The 16,628-nt window shown below is 34.5% G+C and carries 16 protein-coding genes and 6 pseudogenes; 15 read left to right on the top strand and 7 right to left on the bottom strand.

What is annotated here, in order from left to right; all coding sequences use genetic code 11:
• Nucleotides 1-168: pseudogene (locus tag JFT89_RS15340) on the top strand (serine hydrolase); the annotation flags it as partial.
• Nucleotides 168-800, top strand: a pseudogene (locus tag JFT89_RS15335) (pentapeptide repeat-containing protein); the annotation flags it as partial. The pseudogenes JFT89_RS15340 and JFT89_RS15335, both read left to right, overlap by 1 nt.
• Nucleotides 801-1,408: 608 nt before the next feature.
• Here the strand turns inward: JFT89_RS15335 and JFT89_RS15330 are convergent.
• The 3 pseudogenes from JFT89_RS15330 to JFT89_RS15320 form a co-directional block, all read right to left on the bottom strand.
• Nucleotides 1,409-2,485, bottom strand: a pseudogene (locus JFT89_RS15330) (serine hydrolase); the annotation flags it as partial.
• Nucleotides 2,486-2,788: 303 nt separating this feature from the next.
• Nucleotides 2,789-3,085, bottom strand: a pseudogene (locus JFT89_RS15325) (transglycosylase domain-containing protein); the annotation flags it as partial.
• A pseudogene (locus JFT89_RS15320) lies at nucleotides 3,084-3,345 on the bottom strand (aspartate/glutamate racemase family protein); the annotation flags it as partial. The pseudogenes JFT89_RS15320 and JFT89_RS15325, both read right to left, overlap by 2 nt.
• A 27-nt stretch (nucleotides 3,346-3,372) precedes the next feature.
• On the opposite strand from JFT89_RS15320, the gene JFT89_RS15315 reads away from it, so the two are divergent.
• Together JFT89_RS15315 and JFT89_RS15310 are read left to right on the top strand one after the other, a co-directional pair.
• Complete coding sequence (locus tag JFT89_RS15315; RefSeq protein ID WP_002012948.1) at nucleotides 3,373-3,864, top strand: ankyrin repeat domain-containing protein; 492 nt, start codon at nucleotides 3,373-3,375, stop codon at nucleotides 3,862-3,864.
• Nucleotides 3,861-4,457: pseudogene (locus tag JFT89_RS15310) on the top strand (DJ-1/PfpI family protein). The gene JFT89_RS15315 and the pseudogene JFT89_RS15310 overlap by 4 nt, the downstream one beginning before the upstream one ends.
• Nucleotides 4,458-4,505: 48 nt before the next feature.
• Here JFT89_RS15310 and JFT89_RS15305 read toward each other — a convergent pair.
• Nucleotides 4,506-5,432 (bottom strand): aldo/keto reductase, encoded by a 927-nt coding sequence (locus tag JFT89_RS15305; protein ID WP_201040327.1) that lies wholly within the window; start codon nucleotides 5,430-5,432, stop codon nucleotides 4,506-4,508.
• Nucleotides 5,433-5,720: 288 nt separating this feature from the next.
• Between JFT89_RS15305 and JFT89_RS15300 the strand changes: the two genes are divergently transcribed.
• From JFT89_RS15300 to dltD, 7 genes are all read left to right on the top strand, one after another.
• Nucleotides 5,721-6,077, top strand: a complete 357-nt coding sequence (locus JFT89_RS15300) for an FtsB family cell division protein (protein ID WP_002085024.1) — start codon at nucleotides 5,721-5,723, stop codon at nucleotides 6,075-6,077.
• Nucleotides 6,016-6,291: a hypothetical protein gene (locus tag JFT89_RS15295; protein ID WP_016095609.1), complete on the top strand. Its 276-nt coding sequence runs from the start codon at nucleotides 6,016-6,018 to the stop codon at nucleotides 6,289-6,291. The genes JFT89_RS15300 and JFT89_RS15295 overlap by 62 nt, the downstream gene beginning before the upstream one ends.
• 88 nt (nucleotides 6,292-6,379) lie before the next feature.
• Nucleotides 6,380-6,706, top strand: a complete 327-nt coding sequence (locus tag JFT89_RS15290; RefSeq protein WP_002012954.1) for a DUF3870 domain-containing protein — start codon at nucleotides 6,380-6,382, stop codon at nucleotides 6,704-6,706.
• Between the two features lie 104 nt (nucleotides 6,707-6,810).
• Complete coding sequence (locus tag JFT89_RS15285; RefSeq protein ID WP_002065891.1) at nucleotides 6,811-7,872, top strand: dipeptide epimerase; 1,062 nt, start codon at nucleotides 6,811-6,813, stop codon at nucleotides 7,870-7,872.
• Between the two features lie 39 nt (nucleotides 7,873-7,911).
• A complete protein-coding gene (locus JFT89_RS15280; RefSeq protein WP_002065893.1) occupies nucleotides 7,912-8,913 on the top strand; it encodes a C40 family peptidase in 1,002 nt (333 codons plus the stop codon).
• A gap of 21 nt (nucleotides 8,914-8,934) precedes the next feature.
• Nucleotides 8,935-10,557 carry a peptide ABC transporter substrate-binding protein gene (locus JFT89_RS15275; protein ID WP_002065896.1) on the top strand — a complete coding sequence of 541 codons (1,623 nt, stop codon included), beginning with the start codon at nucleotides 8,935-8,937 and terminating at the stop codon, nucleotides 10,555-10,557.
• A 335-nt stretch (nucleotides 10,558-10,892) separates the two neighbouring features.
• Nucleotides 10,893-12,074: a D-alanyl-lipoteichoic acid biosynthesis protein DltD gene (gene dltD / locus JFT89_RS15270; protein WP_016095607.1), complete on the top strand. Its 1,182-nt coding sequence runs from the start codon at nucleotides 10,893-10,895 to the stop codon at nucleotides 12,072-12,074.
• 47 nt (nucleotides 12,075-12,121) lie between these two features.
• Here the strand turns inward: dltD and JFT89_RS15265 are convergent, their stop codons facing one another.
• A complete protein-coding gene (locus tag JFT89_RS15265) occupies nucleotides 12,122-12,346 on the bottom strand; it encodes a hypothetical protein (RefSeq protein ID WP_016095606.1) in 225 nt (74 codons plus the stop codon).
• A 145-nt stretch (nucleotides 12,347-12,491) separates the two neighbouring features.
• Between JFT89_RS15265 and JFT89_RS15260 the strand changes: the two genes are divergently transcribed.
• Nucleotides 12,492-12,989 carry a DinB family protein gene (locus tag JFT89_RS15260; protein WP_002136771.1) on the top strand — a complete coding sequence of 166 codons (498 nt, stop codon included), beginning with the start codon at nucleotides 12,492-12,494 and terminating at the stop codon, nucleotides 12,987-12,989.
• Nucleotides 12,990-13,017: 28 nt separating this feature from the next.
• Here JFT89_RS15260 and uptA read toward each other — a convergent pair whose 3' ends face one another.
• Nucleotides 13,018-13,623, bottom strand: coding sequence for an undecaprenyl phosphate transporter UptA (gene uptA / locus JFT89_RS15255; RefSeq protein ID WP_002032601.1), 606 nt, complete (start codon nucleotides 13,621-13,623; stop codon nucleotides 13,018-13,020).
• 345 nt (nucleotides 13,624-13,968) lie between these two features.
• The gene (locus JFT89_RS15250; protein WP_002065900.1) at nucleotides 13,969-14,733 is read right to left on the bottom strand and encodes a DUF1836 domain-containing protein; all 765 of its coding nucleotides are present in this window, start codon (nucleotides 14,731-14,733) and stop codon (nucleotides 13,969-13,971) included.
• 257 nt (nucleotides 14,734-14,990) lie between these two features.
• Between JFT89_RS15250 and JFT89_RS15245 the strand changes: the two genes are divergently transcribed.
• The 3 genes from JFT89_RS15245 (at nucleotide 14,991) to JFT89_RS15235 (ending at nucleotide 16,626) form a co-directional block, all read left to right on the top strand.
• Nucleotides 14,991-15,440, top strand: a complete 450-nt coding sequence (locus JFT89_RS15245; protein ID WP_002065902.1) for a hypothetical protein — start codon at nucleotides 14,991-14,993, stop codon at nucleotides 15,438-15,440.
• Entirely contained in the window at nucleotides 15,428-15,736 is a 309-nt protein-coding gene (locus JFT89_RS15240) for a YxcD family protein (protein WP_016095605.1), read from the top strand. The genes JFT89_RS15245 and JFT89_RS15240 overlap by 13 nt, the downstream gene beginning before the upstream one ends.
• A 377-nt stretch (nucleotides 15,737-16,113) precedes the next feature.
• Nucleotides 16,114-16,626, top strand: coding sequence for a DUF6609 family protein (locus JFT89_RS15235; RefSeq protein ID WP_033707634.1), 513 nt, complete (start codon nucleotides 16,114-16,116; stop codon nucleotides 16,624-16,626).
• The last annotated feature ends 2 nt before the right edge of the window (nucleotides 16,627-16,628 follow it).

Genomic DNA, 16,628 nt, shown 5'->3' with positions numbered 1-16,628 from the left:
CCAAGTGCAGGTAGCTCTGCTGGAGATATGATTTCTACTGCTGACGACTTAAATAAATTCTTCTCTTACTTGCTCGGTGGCAAATTACTGAAGGAACAGCAACTAAAACAAATGCTTACTACAGTTCCTACAGGAAAAGAAGGAATCGATGGATATGGTCTTGGAATCAGGGGATAGGGATTGGATCACTGGCTATTAAGTTTATAGAAGAAGAGTTTCCAAGCGTAAGGATTTGGGATCTTGAGACGTCTAGTAGACAAGTTAATAATCATCATTTCTATAAAAAAATGGGCTTTGAGACAATTTTTGAAACAGAAGATGAATATTGCTATGTAAAAAGAATAAAGACAGATTCAAGCGAAGAGAACTTAGTTAAAAATAAAGATATGAAAAGTGGGCAATACGAAAACTGTAATTTGGCAAATACAGAGTATTATCAGGTGAATTTAAAGGATAGTTCATTTGTTAATAGCAATGTAATGCATATGAACATGAGTAATTGTAATGTAAGTCAATCAAAGTTTAAAAATATAAATCTAAGGAACTCCTCATATGCAGATTTAAATCTTTCAGGCAGTAAATTTAATTTGGTGACTTTAGGTGGAGTTCAATTTAAAGATACAAGCCTTGAAGAAGGTAAGGAGTCTATTTCTTTTGAAAGATGCGATCTTGAAGGTAGTAAAGTAATTAATTGTAATCTTAAAAATGTTGAAATACAAAATAGTGATATAACAGGTATGAAAATAAATAATATTGCTGTAGAGGAACTACTTGAATTGTATAATCGGGTGAATAGTTAAAATAAAATCGCTTGGATTTTTTAAGTGGTTTAGAGTGAAAAGTGTTGAGTTTTAAAAATGTTAATAGACAACACTTTCACTAAACCCTTTAAAAATCAAGCGACCGATTGCCCCAATCTACGTAATATTGTATTCCGAATTTATTTTTAAGATTACAATTAATTACTTTACTACAACTCAAGACATCTTTCAAAAAGGAACTCACCCTATTCCAGACTGTATCTTTAAATTGAACTTCCTTTAAAGTCTAGAGTCCCTTGCCTGAAAAAAAATTTAAATCATGAAAGAGTTCCTAGATCTGACTTACTACAATTACTCATGTTCTATAGTAATATCTAAATTCACCTGACCTGTGACTGCCAAGTAGTTTTCGTATTGCCCACTTTCATATCTTTATTTTTAACTGTTCTATATCTCAAATCTTGTCTTTTTGCTTTAATAACAATTCTCTTCTATCTCAAAATCGGCCGTGATTGGCTGTCACTTAGACTCCGTTTGCAACTGAACTTCTTCTACCCTAAACAATAGCCAGTGTTAATCCTATCTAGACCACTTCTTTTTTGTAGGAGCAAGCATTTATTTTTTGGACAACACTAGTACCACCGAGCTAAGTAAGAGAAGAATTTATTTAAGTCGTCAGCAGTAGAAATCATATCTCCAGCAGAGCTACCTGCACTTGGGTTATAATAAGTAACGTCTTTTAGCTCACTTGCTCCGTCTGGTTGGACATATCCACGGGCATGGTTAGTGCCTGGAATAACACTTGAATTGCCTGGTAGGAATGTATTCGACAATTCGAGTGGCTCAATAATCCGATTTTCAATCTCTTCCGCATAGCTGTTTCTGGTTACTTTTTCAATAAGAATGCCCAGTAATACGTATCCTGTGTTTGAATAAGACCAGCCATCTCCTGGGGCAAAGTCTGGAGGCAGAGAAACCCCCATCTTCACTAACTCTTCAGCCGTATACGATTTTTTTGTATCCGTAAAATCAGCGTTTTTTGACCTTGAGTATTCAGCGATACCACTTGTATGGTTCAATATCTGCCGGATAGTAATCTGGTTACCATCATATCCATTTCCTTGAATGACACCAGGCAACCAGTCTTCGATGTAGTCGTCTAGATTCAGGCGATTCTCTCCAGCTAATTGAAGTACAACTGTTGCGGTGAACGTCTTCGTCACACTCCCAATGCGAAAGCGAAAATCTGTTTTCATTGGTTTCTTGGTTCTCAGATCCGCTATTCCAGCGGCATACCCCCACGTTTTTCCACCCTCAGAAGTTTTAGCAAGTATCCCCGGGTATCCAAGTTGCAATGTATCCCGCATTGCTTGCTTGACGGAAGTACGATCTCGTTGAGTATTTGTTTGTAACGAACTAGATACATTTTGAGTATCTTTCTTTTGATTTTGATAAATCTCATCATAGAAAATCCAGAATGAATCTTGATCTTGTTTATAAATTGCTTCACCGGCAGCTGCACCTAAATCAGAGTCTTTTCCGATAAACGGGAAGTTAATAAAATATAACTGCACTTTACCTTTATCAATATACTCTTCTTTTAATCGTGGTAATACTGTTACATCCCAAGTACGACAAGCTGGACATTTAAAGTCTCCAAATTCAACTACCTTAACTGGAGCATCATCTTTCCCTAAAGATTGTTGCGTAGAATAAGCAAACATCTCATTCCCTTTATCTTTCTTGTCATTTATGATGCTATACACAATCGTCCCGATTACAATCAATACTGCGATAGAAAAAACTATACCAAGAGCCATGAGTTTGTTTGATGATTTCATATACATTCCTCTTTAATTTCATATTCTGTATACATCATTGTACACAATACACATAATATCAATACTTACATAGGTCACGCAATGAACACGCTCACATAAATTACAAAAATACAACGTTTGTGACAATATTGTGTCGCCTTTTGTCACAAATTATTAAAAAAAGAAGCTCCTATGTAGGAACTTCTTTTAACTTACTGCTTTTTCACGGGCATTTTTTAACATGGATTGCTCTGTTTTTATATCATGGCGAATTACTAATTTCTCACTAACTGCTTGCACATATTCATCATGATTTATATACCCTTCTTTCTCCATTAGCCTTAAAACTACATTCCGTCTCTCAACTGCTTTATCATAATTTTGTGCAGGTGAGTAATAAGCCGGTGCTTTTACTATAGCAGCCATCATTGCACTTTCAGCCAGTGTTAATTGATCCACTTTTTTACCGAAGTAAAGGTTTGCTGCTTTTTCAATCCCCCATGCGAGCTTCCTCAATTTCTCCGCATTTAATACAAGAAATAATTTGATTAATCATTTCTTGCCATTGTTCATTATGAACGTACTCTATATTACGTTTTGCAATCCCATCTTGATAAATACCTGCTTGAACAGTCGCTTCTGTTGCAAGAAGAGCGACTGTTTTTGTATTTTCAGGAATTGCTTTTAACGTCTCATCGACTATATTCAAAATAGGAATGGTAATAGAACGCTGTAATTCCTCGGAAATAAAGATGCGCTGTACTTAATATTTGTATACATGGAGGTTCATTATGGAACAAATCATATCAATATCACAAGCAGTCATAAGCGGGGAAAAAGAAAAGGTAGTAGAAATCATTAATACGGATCCAAGTGTTGTTAACTCATTTAGTGAAGATGGATGGACACCGCTTCACTTAGCTGCTTATTTTGGACAGAAAGAACTAGCAAGCTTCCTTTTAGAACAGGGTGCAGATATACATATTAGAGCAAAAAATGAAAATGAAAATACGCCACTTCAAGCAGCAATTGCGAACAAACAAAGCGAGCTTGTAGCTTTCTTAATTGAAAAGGAATCAGATGTGAATGCAGTTCAAAGTGGTGGCTGGACAGGACTTCATGAAGCAGCGTTATTAGGAAATGAAGAAATCATTATATTACTTCTTGAAAATGGTGCTAATAAAATGATTAAGAAAAATGATGGGAAAACCGCATATGATATTGCTTTAGAAAAAGGGCATGAATCCCTATTACATCATTTGCAAGAGGAAGTGAGCTTATGATTAGCCACTGGAATGTAGGGGTTTTTCTTTTTAATGAAGTGGAAGTGTTAGATTTTGCGGGTCCATTTGAAGTTTTTTCCGTTACAGCAACAAGTGAAGGTTAACCATTTACAGTTCATACTGTTAGTCAAGATGGAGAAATGATTACAGCGAGAAATGGATTAAAGGTACAACCGGACTATAGTATCGAAAACTTGCCTCCAGTTGATATTTTAATTATTCCTGGTGGGTTAGGTGTTAGAGAAAAAGAAATGAAAAATGAAATAATAACAAATTGGATCCGCGAGCAAATGAAAGAAGTGAAGTTAATGGCTTCTGTTTGTACTGGAGCGCTTTTACTTGCGAAAGCTGAATTACTCGATGGCTTCAAAGCGACAACACATTGGGCAAGTATTGAAAGTTTTAGAAATGATTTTCCGAATGTGGAAGTATTAGAGAATGTAAAGTTTGTAGATGAGGGGCATATTATTACGTCTGGAGGAATTTCAGCTGGAATTGATATGTCATTTCACATTGTGAGAAATTTGTTAGGTGCTCGGGTTGCTGAAGAAACAGCGAAGAGAATGGAATATGATATAGATTTAAAATATTAAAAGTAAAACAAGACCAGCAGTTGGATATTTCCAGCTGCTGGTCTTGTTTTATATTGACTGAATATGCGCTAATTCCTCATCTGTAAGAATTGGACGGATAGATGAGTCTGCATTTTCTTTCGCTTGTTTTTCTGTTTTTGCGCCAGGAATTGCGACCGATACCGCTGGATGAGTGAGGACATAACGAAGTGCAAGTTGCCCTAAGGTTTGATTTTCATTTGAGAGTAATCGTAGTTTCTCTACTTTTTGTAAATCTTCTTGAAACCACTTTTCTTTTGGCCATTCTTGGCGTAAATCTCCGTCAAGAAAAGTTGTTTTATTTGTAAACTTTCCAGTTAATATCCCCATTTTTAAAGGGCCGCGTATAACAGCTCCTAAATTGTTCTCTTGTAGGTAGGGCAGTATGTCGTTTTCTGGTTTTCGGTTTAATATGTTGTAATCAAGTTGCACAACATCAATTTCAGCGTTTTTATTGAAGTGTTTTATATATTGTATGTCGTGAGTTGAAACTCCAACAGCTCTTACTTTTCCGTCCCGTTTTAATATTTCAAATGCACGTAAAAATGCTTCTGTTTCTTCTCGTTTATCCCACCAAATGTGACAGAAATAAACATCAATATAATCTGTTTCTAGGCGCAGTAAGCTAGTTTCAAATACTGCGATCACTTTTTCGGCAGTATTATAAACAGGCTCTCCACTTGGATCATAGTGATGCCCAATTAAACCGCCTTTCGTTGATAAAATGATATTATTACGGTGCTCTCTTATCGCTTGAGTTACTAACCTTTCACTATGTCCTAATCCGTATACATCAGCAGTATCAATAAAGTTTACGCCGCATTCAATTGCTTTCTTCATAGCGGTTATAGATTGTTTGTCGTTAACAGGACCCCATTCATCGCCGCCAATCGCCCACGCTCCAAAGCCAATTTCAGAAACAGTAATTCCAGTTTTACCTAATGTACGGTAGTGCATCATTTTTCCTCCTTGTAAGCATGTTATAACATCGGTATGCAAAACTAGAATTTATATGTGTAAAAATGTTTTCTACAATTGGGGAAAAAGAATAACATAAACTACTATTTTATAGCAGCATAAATAAAATTTTTTATTTTAAATACAGAGATGTCGTCGAACGCTATCTCTAATTGGTTAATTTGTGAGTTTTTTTGGTGAAGGAGCTTATTTTATAAGAATAGAATTTAAGTTAGTAAGAGATCGTGCCGATGGTAGTGAAAAAATATGGGTTAGGGGGATTTGAAAATGAGGAAACTCAAAAGAGTAAATGTTCCTAATATACCAGAGCAACTATCACAGCCTAACGACAAGCGAACTATAAATAAGAAGAAGTTAAGGCGTTTTATTTTCATGTTCATATTTATTGCTGCGACTACTTTGTACGTTCAATATATTTTAACGAAACAACAAGAAGTAATTAATGGCAAAAAAAATACAATAACAAATCAAAAGAAACAATTAGTTTCTTTAAAGAAAGATCAAGGTTCTTTAAAGACTAACATTGAGAATTTAACAGATAATGAAGAAGAGATTTTAAAGTTTGCTAGAAAAGAGTATCAATTTTCTAAGTCAAACGAAACAATATTCGTATTGCCAAAGTGAAGTGGTGGAACAGTTAGCGATAGCTAACTGTTTTTTGATGTATGAGGGAAAAGTTGTTTGTAGTGTGAATGTCATGGTACAAGGGGAAATGACATATTGTAAAAATGAGAAGTTTGAGCCAATTTTAATTGTTTTAAGACATTTTCATAATTATGGAATATATGTCAAAATAAATATTGTTAAAATTCTGTCAATTGTATATAATACAAGGTAAGCGGATACATTTTTTAATCAACGTTGAGTTAACAGCTTATACGTCTGTTAAGAAAACCGTTATCCTCGTATAAGAAAGGAAGATAGCTGTGTACGCTTCAAATACAATTTACGTCGTAGGGGATGCGAAAGCACCTCAAAATAATCCCATTACCGAAAAGTTCAAAAGTTATTTTGTAGCATTTGTACTTGAGAAGGATACAGGGGAAATTGTAGATGCAGATTGCTCAGCCACAATTGCATTAACATCTCAATTTGTTAAATATTTGTTTCTACATAAAAATATTAATGACCCAGCGTTAGTAACAGAAATAAAAAATCGGTACTTCGGTTCGTCTCAAAAGGCGCTACTTGTAGCGCTAAAGGATGCACAGAAAAAATATAATCAGATCGCTGCTTTGTCTACCCATTCATAGACAAAATCCAGCCGTAAGAATCTTCTTATGGCTGGATTTTTTTGTTTCGCATTAACGGAAAAGCCACCCGGATATTAAAGTATCACTCTATAAACAATGAAAGGATGAACAAAATGAAAATTACCGATGTGAAGGTAAAGCGCCGACATGTAAAGCTTCATACACCGTTTAAAACTGCGCTTCGCACTGTAACGGAAATCGAAAGTATAGATGTGTTTATTCATACAGATGAAGGGATTGTTGGAAAAGGAGCTGCTGCAGCAACACCGGTTATTACAGGTGATTTTGCCAACGGGATTGAGGAAGCAATATTAGGGCCAATTCGCTCCGTATTAGTTGATAAAGATGTGCTGCAATTTCAAACGTTATTGTTACACATTCAAATGAGCTGTATAGGAAATACAAGTGCGAAAGCGGCGGTAGATATGGCTTTATACGATGTATATTGTCGATTTCACAACATACCGTTATACGCATTACTGGGTGGGAAGAAAGAGATTTATACTGATATTACAGTAAGTGTGGATGAACCTTTATTAATGGCAAAAGAAGCGAAAAAGCATATCGAAAAGGGATTCCAAACATTAAAAATTAAGGTGGGTAAAGAGGCACATTTAGATTTAGAACGCATAGAGGCAATTCGAAATGTAGTTCCAAAGAATACGACGTTACGTTTAGATGCAAATCAAGGATGGAAACCGAAAGAAGCGGTTTCTATTATTAGAGAAATGGAGAATAGAAATTTAAATATAGAATTTGTAGAACAACCAGTTCATGCGAAAGATTGGGAAGGATTAAAGTACGTGAAGGACAATGTACAAACGCCTATTATGGCTGATGAAAGTATGTTTTCGGCAAGCGATGCATTAAAGATTGTCCAAGGAGGATATGCAGACCTACTTAATATTAAATTAATGAAATGCGGCGGCATACGAGAAGCCTGGAAAATTGCAGATATTGCGGAAGCAGCAGGTGTGAAGTGTATGGTTGGAAGTATGATGGAACCGTCACTTTCAGTTAGCGCTGTTGCCCATTTAGCTGCGGCACATCCGAACATTCATTACTTTGATCTTGATGCACCGTTATGGTTAATGGAAGACCCGGAAGGAATGACTTACAATGGTCCAAAGGTAAACCTGCATTCTGTAGTGAATATACAATCTTAGAAGTAGTACCTAGTAAACTATCTTTTAAGGGGGATATATATGAAAAAAGTAGGAACTGCATTTTTAACAACTTTATTTATATTTTCATCGTTTACTTCGGTCAATGCTGAAGAGAAGAAGGATAGTAAAGCATTTATAGATGTATCTGCTGCAACGTTATGGACTGCGCCTGACTCATTACGACCAATTGATGCACCGAGCGCAACAAATCCAGCTGATTTGTGGAAGTGGACGAAATCAATGACGCTTGATGAGAAGCTTTGGTTAACGAGTGCAAATAAATTAGAAACGCAAGCGCTACTCGGTCAAGAAGTAACGGTAATTGATAAAAAAGGTGATTGGGTAAAAGTACTAGTGCACGGACAGCCAACGCCGCGAAATGAAGAAGGGTATCCAGGGTGGATGCCTGAAAAACAATTAACGTATAATCAAGAATTTGTAGATAAAACAAACGAACCTTTCGTATTAATAACGAAACCGACAGCAATTGTATATATTAACCCTTCTGAAAAACATAAATCACTTGAAGTCAGCTATAATACGCGTTTACCGCTATTAAGTGAAGATACGATCTCATACCGCGTATTGTTGCCAAATGGTCAGAAGGCGTGGCTACGGAAAAATGATGGAACTGTTTACCATTCTCAAAATGATATTCCGACTCCAACCGCTGATGACTTAATAAACACCGGAAAAATGTTTTTAGGATTACCGTATATATGGGCTGGTACAAGTGGTTTTGGATTTGATTGCTCTGGATTTACACATACGATTTATAAATCACATGGCATTACAATACCGAGGGATTCTGGGCCACAATCAAAAGCAGGAATTGCGGTTGATAAAGAAAACCTACAAAAGGGCGATTTAATATTCTTTGCACATAATCAAGGAAAAGGTAGTGTTCATCACGTTGCCATGTATATTGGTGATGGAAATATGATTCACTCACCAAGAGCTGAAAGATCGGTAGAAATTATACCGCTAAATACACCAGGATATATAGAAGAATACGCTGGTGCTCGTCGTTACTTACCTTAAAAAAGATAGGGGGGGCTTTATATGAAGAAGGTTGTTCGCTACTCATTAGTTAGTACTCTACTTGTATCTTCATTTTTAGTAGGCTGTGCTAAAGAAAAAACAGCTACAAAGCCGAAAGATGAGAAGAAAGTATTGCAACTATTAGAAACGGGTGAAATTCCGTCACTAAATTCCGGAAAAGTAACAGACGCCGTATCGTTTAATGTTTTAAACAATGTAATGGAAGGGTTATTCCGTTTATCGAAAAATGATGAAGTGATCCAAGCGGGAGCACAAAAATATGAAGTGAGTAAAGATGGTAAGACATATACATTCCACTTACGTGATGCGAAATGGTCTAACGGAGATCCAGTAACAGCTCATGATTACGTATATGCTTGGAAGCAACTTATAAATCCAGATACAGCCTCTCAATATGCATATATCGCGTACGATGTGAAAAATGCGGAGAAGATAAATAAGAAACAATTAGGCTTAGAAGAATTAGGTGTGAAAGCAAAGGATGATAAAACGTTCGTTGTAGAGCTGGAACATCCTGTACCGTATTTTACGAAACTACTCATTTTACCATCTTTCTATCCAATTAATGAAAAATATGCGAAGGAGCAAGGCGATAAATACGGGTTAGAGGCAAATAAAGCGGTGTATAATGGGCCATTTACGTTGTCGGAGTGGAAGCACGAAGCAAGTTTTACAATGAAGAAAAATGATAAGTATTGGGATAAAAAAGAAGTGAAGTTAGATGAAGTAAACTATCAAATTGTTAAAGAAATTTCAACTGCAGTAAATTTATATGAGACAGATAAAGTTGATAGAGCTGTCATTTCAACAGAATTCGTAGATAAATATAAAAATAATAAAGAGCTGAAACAATATACAGATCCGGTTATGTATTTCTTCCGTTTCAATGAAAATGTGCCGATTCTTAAAAATAAAAATGCACGTCTTGCGCTAAGTACAGTGTTTGATAAAAAGGGCTTGGCGACATCATTTTTAAATGACGGATCAGTTGCGGCGAACTACTACGTACCAAAAGGATTCTTAAAAGGACCAGATAAGAAAGATTTTAGAAGTACGGCAGGTGAGTTTAATAAGACGGATGTAAAACAAGCGAAAGAATATTGGGAAAAGGCGAAGCAAGAGACAGGCACAAATGAAGTGACGTTAGAGCTATTAAACTATGACTTAGAGAACTTTAAAAAAGTAGGAGAATATATTAAAGAACAGCTTGAGAAAAACTTACCAGGGCTAAAAGTAAATGTGAAATTACAACCACATACGCAAAAACTAGCGTTAGAGAAGAAAAAAGAATACGAAATGTCGTTATCACGTTGGTTACCTGATTATCCAGATCCAATGACATACTTAGAAGTTTTCCTTTCGGAAAGTACCGTAAATAATACAGGATATGCAAATCCAGAATATGATGCGTTAATTAAGAAGATTAAAACAGAATTAGGTAATGATGAAAAAGCTCGTTGGAAAGCACTGCAAGATGCGGAAAAAGTGCTCCTTGATGATGCGGTAATTGCACCAGTATTCCAGCGCGGTCTTTCTTACTTACAAAAACCATATGTGAAAGAATTATATGTACATCAATTCGGTCCAGCTACAAGTTTAAAATGGGCAGATGTACAAAAATAAAGTGATGGAGAAACAGACTTCACGTATGTGATAGTCTGTTTTTTCTTATAGCTTCAAATGAATTATAGACATTTTATAAGTTTTTTCATCGCTTAAAAATAAAATTATTACATAAATTCCAGTGTGAAATTTATGTAGAATCTTGTATAATTAACATGTTTCTTTGGAAGCATTTTCTTTCTCTATGAATGTATGAATTTGCAGAGAAAAGAGAGGAATACATACATGTATATAATAGATAAATAGAATGGAACATGTATAGAAAAAAGGAGAAAAATGATGACGTGTCATAAACAAGGGTTACAATTTATTCGTAATAGAAAGAGGAACAACCGATGAAGATGAAGCATGCTTTTGGTCCAATTATTTTAGCCTGTGTACTCTTTTTCATTGTATTGCTTATTCCATCTAAGAGTTTAGTATCACTATTAAGCGATAAAAAGATAGAAGATGCAGCAACTTCCTTACAAAAAGAGAAATTACAAAGTGTTTTCTTGCAACAGAAAATGTTAGAGAATTCGCAGTATTTACCGATGTATGGTTCATCAGAGTTTTTACGAATGGATGCATATCATCCATCTAACTATTTTAAAGTAAATCCAGCAGGTTTTACTCCATTTTTAATAGGGACTGGTGGTACGCAAAGCTTGGCTCATATATTAAATATGACGTCTACAATGGATGAATTAGAAGGTAAAAAGGTAGTCTTTGTTCTTTCACCACAATGGTTTACAAAAACCGGTGTATCACAAGGGGATTTTACAAATAATTTCTCCAAACAACAAGCCTATCACTTTATTTTTAATGACGAAATAAAGCCTGAAATGAAGAAAAAAATCGCGAAACGTTTACTAGATTATAAAGTTGTTCGTAAGGATGCGATATTAAGTAGTTCGCTAGAAAGTATTGTATATAACGATACAAAACATAACATAAAAGCTGGACTAGCTAAACCGCTAGCGTATATGTACCGGAACATTTTAGATCATCGAGATTTATTTAACTCTCTATTTAAGATCGAACCGATGAAAGAGGAAACAAATATGGGATTACGTTCGCTTTCTTGGGAAGATGCACGTAAACATGCGGAACAAGAAGGTAAAGTAGGATCCACAACAAATACATTCGGAATTGAAAATCCATATTATTATAAACATAATTTAAAGAAAAAATTAAAAGGTTTAAAAAACTTTAGAGCAAATGAATCGTATGATGATTCACCAGAATATGATGACTTACAAATTGTTTTAGATCTTTTCAAAGAAAAAAATGTAAAACCACTCTTTATTTCTGTGCCTGTAAACGGACCGTGGTATGATTACGCTGGTTTCCCAAAAGAACGTCGTGATGTGTATTACAATAAGGTTCGCGATCAAGTCGAGAAAGCAGGATACCCAGTAGTCGATTTTTCTAGCCATGAATATGATAAGTATTTCTTAAAAGATACAATTCATTTAGGCTGGAAAGGCTGGATCTATTTTGATGAAGCTGTGCAGAAGTTTTACTCTGAAAAATAATATGTAAACAATAGAAACAGGAATGGCAATAAAGCCGTTCCTGTTTTTTAGTATAGAGGATTTTGGTGTGGGCAATTTAGAAAGGCATGTATATCTTGAATTTGTCTAAAGTCATAATGTTTCATGGCGAACTGGGCTTGGTAAAGGTATTCGTAAACAAATAATTGATTATTTTGAACGCCGCATAAAACGCCGGAAGTTCCTTGCCCATTAATAAGAGAAACACCAACAGGGCGTCCGATTAAGTATGGTACTTTTTGCTGCCAATGCATAGGGGGATCACTCCTTTTTGAGTTACTATACGAAATTACAAATGAATTGTAACTTATCCAAGTAAATCTTAAACTGGAGGGTTTTAATGAAATGTCTAGAAATCATTAATATGAATGAATTATTTGTGTGGAAGAGGAGTGCATTATGGAGAAAGGAAGGATTCTGGAAGAAAAGTTAAATCTAATAGAATGGTGCCAAACATTGAATGGAATATCGGAGGATATATGGTTTCAACCATTCAAAAAAGGTTCATGGGCAATTGCGGATGTAATTTCACATTTTATTGTTTGGGATGAGTTTCTAATGAAGTATAGAATTTCATATTTTGTAAGCGGGAAATCTGTACCTATCGTTCCAACAGATGTTGAGGAAATGAATAAGGGTGCAATAAAATATGCAAGGTCTGGTATTTCAAAAGAAGAACTAATAGATCAATTTAGCTTTACTCGTAAACAATTAGTAGACCAAATTGAGCGAATTCCTGCTCGGAATTTTAATAATGACTATCAATTTGGCACAAAAAAATTGAGGTTAAATAATTATTTTTCATCACTTATCGAGCATGACTTAAAGCATAAAAAAGAAATAATACAATTTCTAATACATGATCAAGCCGATAATAAAAACCGCTATAATTCTTAATGAATTTATAGCGGTTTTTATTATAATCTTAAGCAAGATTTTTACGTTTTTTTGTCCACTTTTTTATTACGAAATATAAAAGTATAAGTACAACGCCACCGATAGCGAACGATTTCACATACGGTCCAGCAATATCGTTAATATTCTCCCAATTTTCACCTAGTTTCTCACCTAAATAAATGAAAATGATAGACCAAGGGATGATCGCAAGTGCTGTTAATGTAGTGAAACGTAGTAATGGCATTTTTGTAATACCAGCAGGAATTGATATCGCATGACGAACGATAGGAATGAAACGTGCAGTGAAAATTACGCCAGTTCCGTAACGATTAAACCAATCTTCAGCAGCATCCATTTGTTTTTTATGTATGAAAATATACTTACCGTAACGTTCTAATACAGGGCGACCACCATATCGACCAATCCAGTAAACAAAGATTTGGGCAATAACACCACCAATTGTACCGAATATAACTGCGCCTACAAATGAGATACTACCATTGAATACTAAGTATCCCGCATAAGCAAGGACAATCTCACTTGGAATAATTTCAATCATAAGTCCGAGCATAATGCCCCAATAACCTAATCCTTCAAAAAACGTTAATACTGAGTGAATAAAACTACTTAACATTGTTGCACCTTCTAATTTATGAATTTTGAATATAAGCCCCTTTATTTAATAATATAAAAGGTTCACTTTATGTAGATTATACCTTATTTATATAGGGGATTGCCATTTCAATTCTTTTATGTCTCTCATAAGTATTATAGTAAAGGATATAAGCCCAGTTTTCATGAAGAGATAATGAAAAGATTATTAAAAATTTCTCATATATTAGTGAGAATAAAGGTGTCTACATAAAACTTTTTTAGTCTCCGAAAAAGTTCATGAAGGGCAATTTCGAATTTCATGTGAGCTTAATAGTACAAAAGATATATTGATATAAAAAAACAGGAGCAAATCTGCTCCTGTTTTTTAAGGTTTCACATCTAAATTTTGTAAAAATAACGTTGCTGAAACGTAACGTTTTGCTAGCATTTGTACATAAGCGGTATGTACAGAAAGTGTGGCGATAATAATAGCGTTACGAATTGCTTCGCGTTGTTCGTTATTAATTTGATCGAACTTACTTGCTATTTTATCAGCTTTTTCTTTTACGATATTTTCGATCGTATGAACTGTATCTGTAGCATTTAGTTGTAAGCAATTCCCTTGATTCAGTTCTTCAAATAAAGAAGAATAAGCTACATATAAATGAAGAGGATTAATTAAATCATCACTTCGATCGGCCGGGTCATTTACGATGAGTCGTAATAGTTTGCGAATAGATTCAAAATCAAGCGCTGTTTTTAAATCTTCGACAATGAATAGTAATGCTGCTTGTTCGATTGAGTATTTTTTCCCTTTTTGAGGTGAGCCAATCATTTCTTTTATATCTCGTTTCACCCAGTTTTGCATAGCAGTTACAGAGAAGCTCGTATTTTCAATCTGATTGCCAAGCGCAACTATTTCATTTAAAGAAAAACCGACATCAGTATCGTCAATCTTAATCAATTTTTCAAAAATAGGTGAAAGTGCGGTTGTAATAAAAGCAGTAACGCTTTGTCCGCTTTCAATATCTTTTTTATGTGACTTTGCCCAAGCTTCTTGTAAAATGCCGAGAGGCTTCTTCGTATTCCATCCTCTTAGTGATAGAAGGAGCGTTGCCATTTCGTTTCGTGTGAGATGAAATGTTTCCATCTTTTCACCTCCAAAATTATAAAAAGTTCTTATGAACTTATAATATGTTTTGTTTCATTTAAAGTCAATTCCGTTTTGCTTAATTTTTCCTATGTCATGAAATTGTCGTAAGTAAATAATGCTTGCATATTTCGACAAAAGTTCATATAATAAGTTCATAAGAACCTTTAAAGTGGTTTTAAAACAAATCTATCATTCTGAATTTACTAGAAAGGTAGATTTCACATATATCTATATAAAAGGAGAATGGATATAATATGTTGAAAAAACTTGTAGCAGTAATGACAGCATTCATGGTTATCTTTGGGGCTAGTAGCTTTATGTTCGTAGATCATGCGGCAGCGAAAAGTTACAAATCTGGTAAAAAATCATATACACCAAGTTCAGGTCAAAAGTCAAAAGTTGATTTAAACAAAAAAGATTCTAATGTGAATTCACAAAAAACGACAACTGATTCAAAAACAAAAGCAACAAACACAGCGCCAAAAAGTAATAAAGGTGGCTTTATGAAAGGCTTATTACTAGGTGGTCTTGGTGGTTTACTAATGGGTAGCTTATTTGCAAATATGGGAGCACTTGGTTCTGTATTAGCGTTTATGGTAAATATGTTAGTAATGGCTGGTATCGTAATGTTAGCAGTTCGTGCATTTAAATACTTCAAAAATCAACGTAAGAAAAAGGCAGATGAAGTAGCATGGAAACAATAAAAATTTCTGAGCAAGAATTAATAAATGCGCTTTGTGTATATATCGCTGAAAAAAGACAAGTTGGTCCAGAAGAAGTTTCAGTTGAACTAATGTATGATGACGACTACGGTTTCTCTGCAGAAGTAGAGGTAAATGGTCGCCAGCAAATTTTAATTCAAGCAAACTTAATCGAAGCACTACGCTTACTACTTGATCGAGAATACAACGTCAATTCATTTGCAGCAAGATTGCAACTTGAATTAGATGATGAAGAAGGTATTTACGCATTAGCGAAATTTAATAACGATGAACAATAAAACTGTTAGAGCTGTATGCTCTAACAGTTTTTTATTTGGATTAATATTACTAGTATGTTTCTTCTTTTAGAATAAAATCCAGTATTTCAAGTGTCTTCAATTTAGTATTTGCATCATTTTATCTATCTAATCCAAAGTTGGCTATCCAAATAAAAAATATTTTTGACAGAAAACGATTTTTATTTATCTATTCGACGAATTGCGACAAATAAATCACAGCTATATTTGATATGATATTTCAGAAATCTTATATTTTATTATTCAAAGCGAGGTAGAAGAATGATGGTTTGAATTTAGCTGAATTTGCTCATAAGGCTTCTGGTAAAAAAGTATTTATATCAAGAATGTTAGAAAAGTTCGAAAAAGGAGAACGGAACATGGAAATACAAACTTACAAGTATCCTAGACAAAAGATTAATGGGATTTGGCTAATAATTGCTGGAGTAGCAATGTTTTTACTTTTAATAAAACATAACGGCTATCCAAATGTTTGGCCTTTTATTATTGTTTATACATTAGGAATGATATGGCAATTGAACCCTAAAACTAGGAAGAAATTTGCAGTTGGTTCTGGAACATCGGAACAAAAAAAGTGGGCTAATTTTTCAATGATGCTTTTGGCTATTTTAGTTTTTCTCATTTTTCATTTTGTCGGCGATGATTATAGAAATTGCTGGCTATTAATTCTTTTAGCTGTAGGTGTTCATTTTTTAATGTTTATTCCCGTACATGGAAAAGTGATGTTTTTTCTGTCCGTTATTTTAATATTCAATTCATTCATAGGATTAATCATTACCAACGTAAATCTAGATGTATTTTTTGTAATAGATGGTTTAGTGAAAATTTTAGTTGGTGTAATTTTTATTAGGTTAAGTCCTATTGATTTTTAAAA

This window comes from Bacillus sp. TH25 (assembly GCF_016650935.1).
Classification (GTDB): domain Bacteria; phylum Bacillota; class Bacilli; order Bacillales; family Bacillaceae_G; genus Bacillus_A; species Bacillus_A mycoides.
The sequence above is the reverse complement of the archived record's forward strand: the minus strand, read 5'-3'. Positions and strand labels throughout refer to the sequence as shown.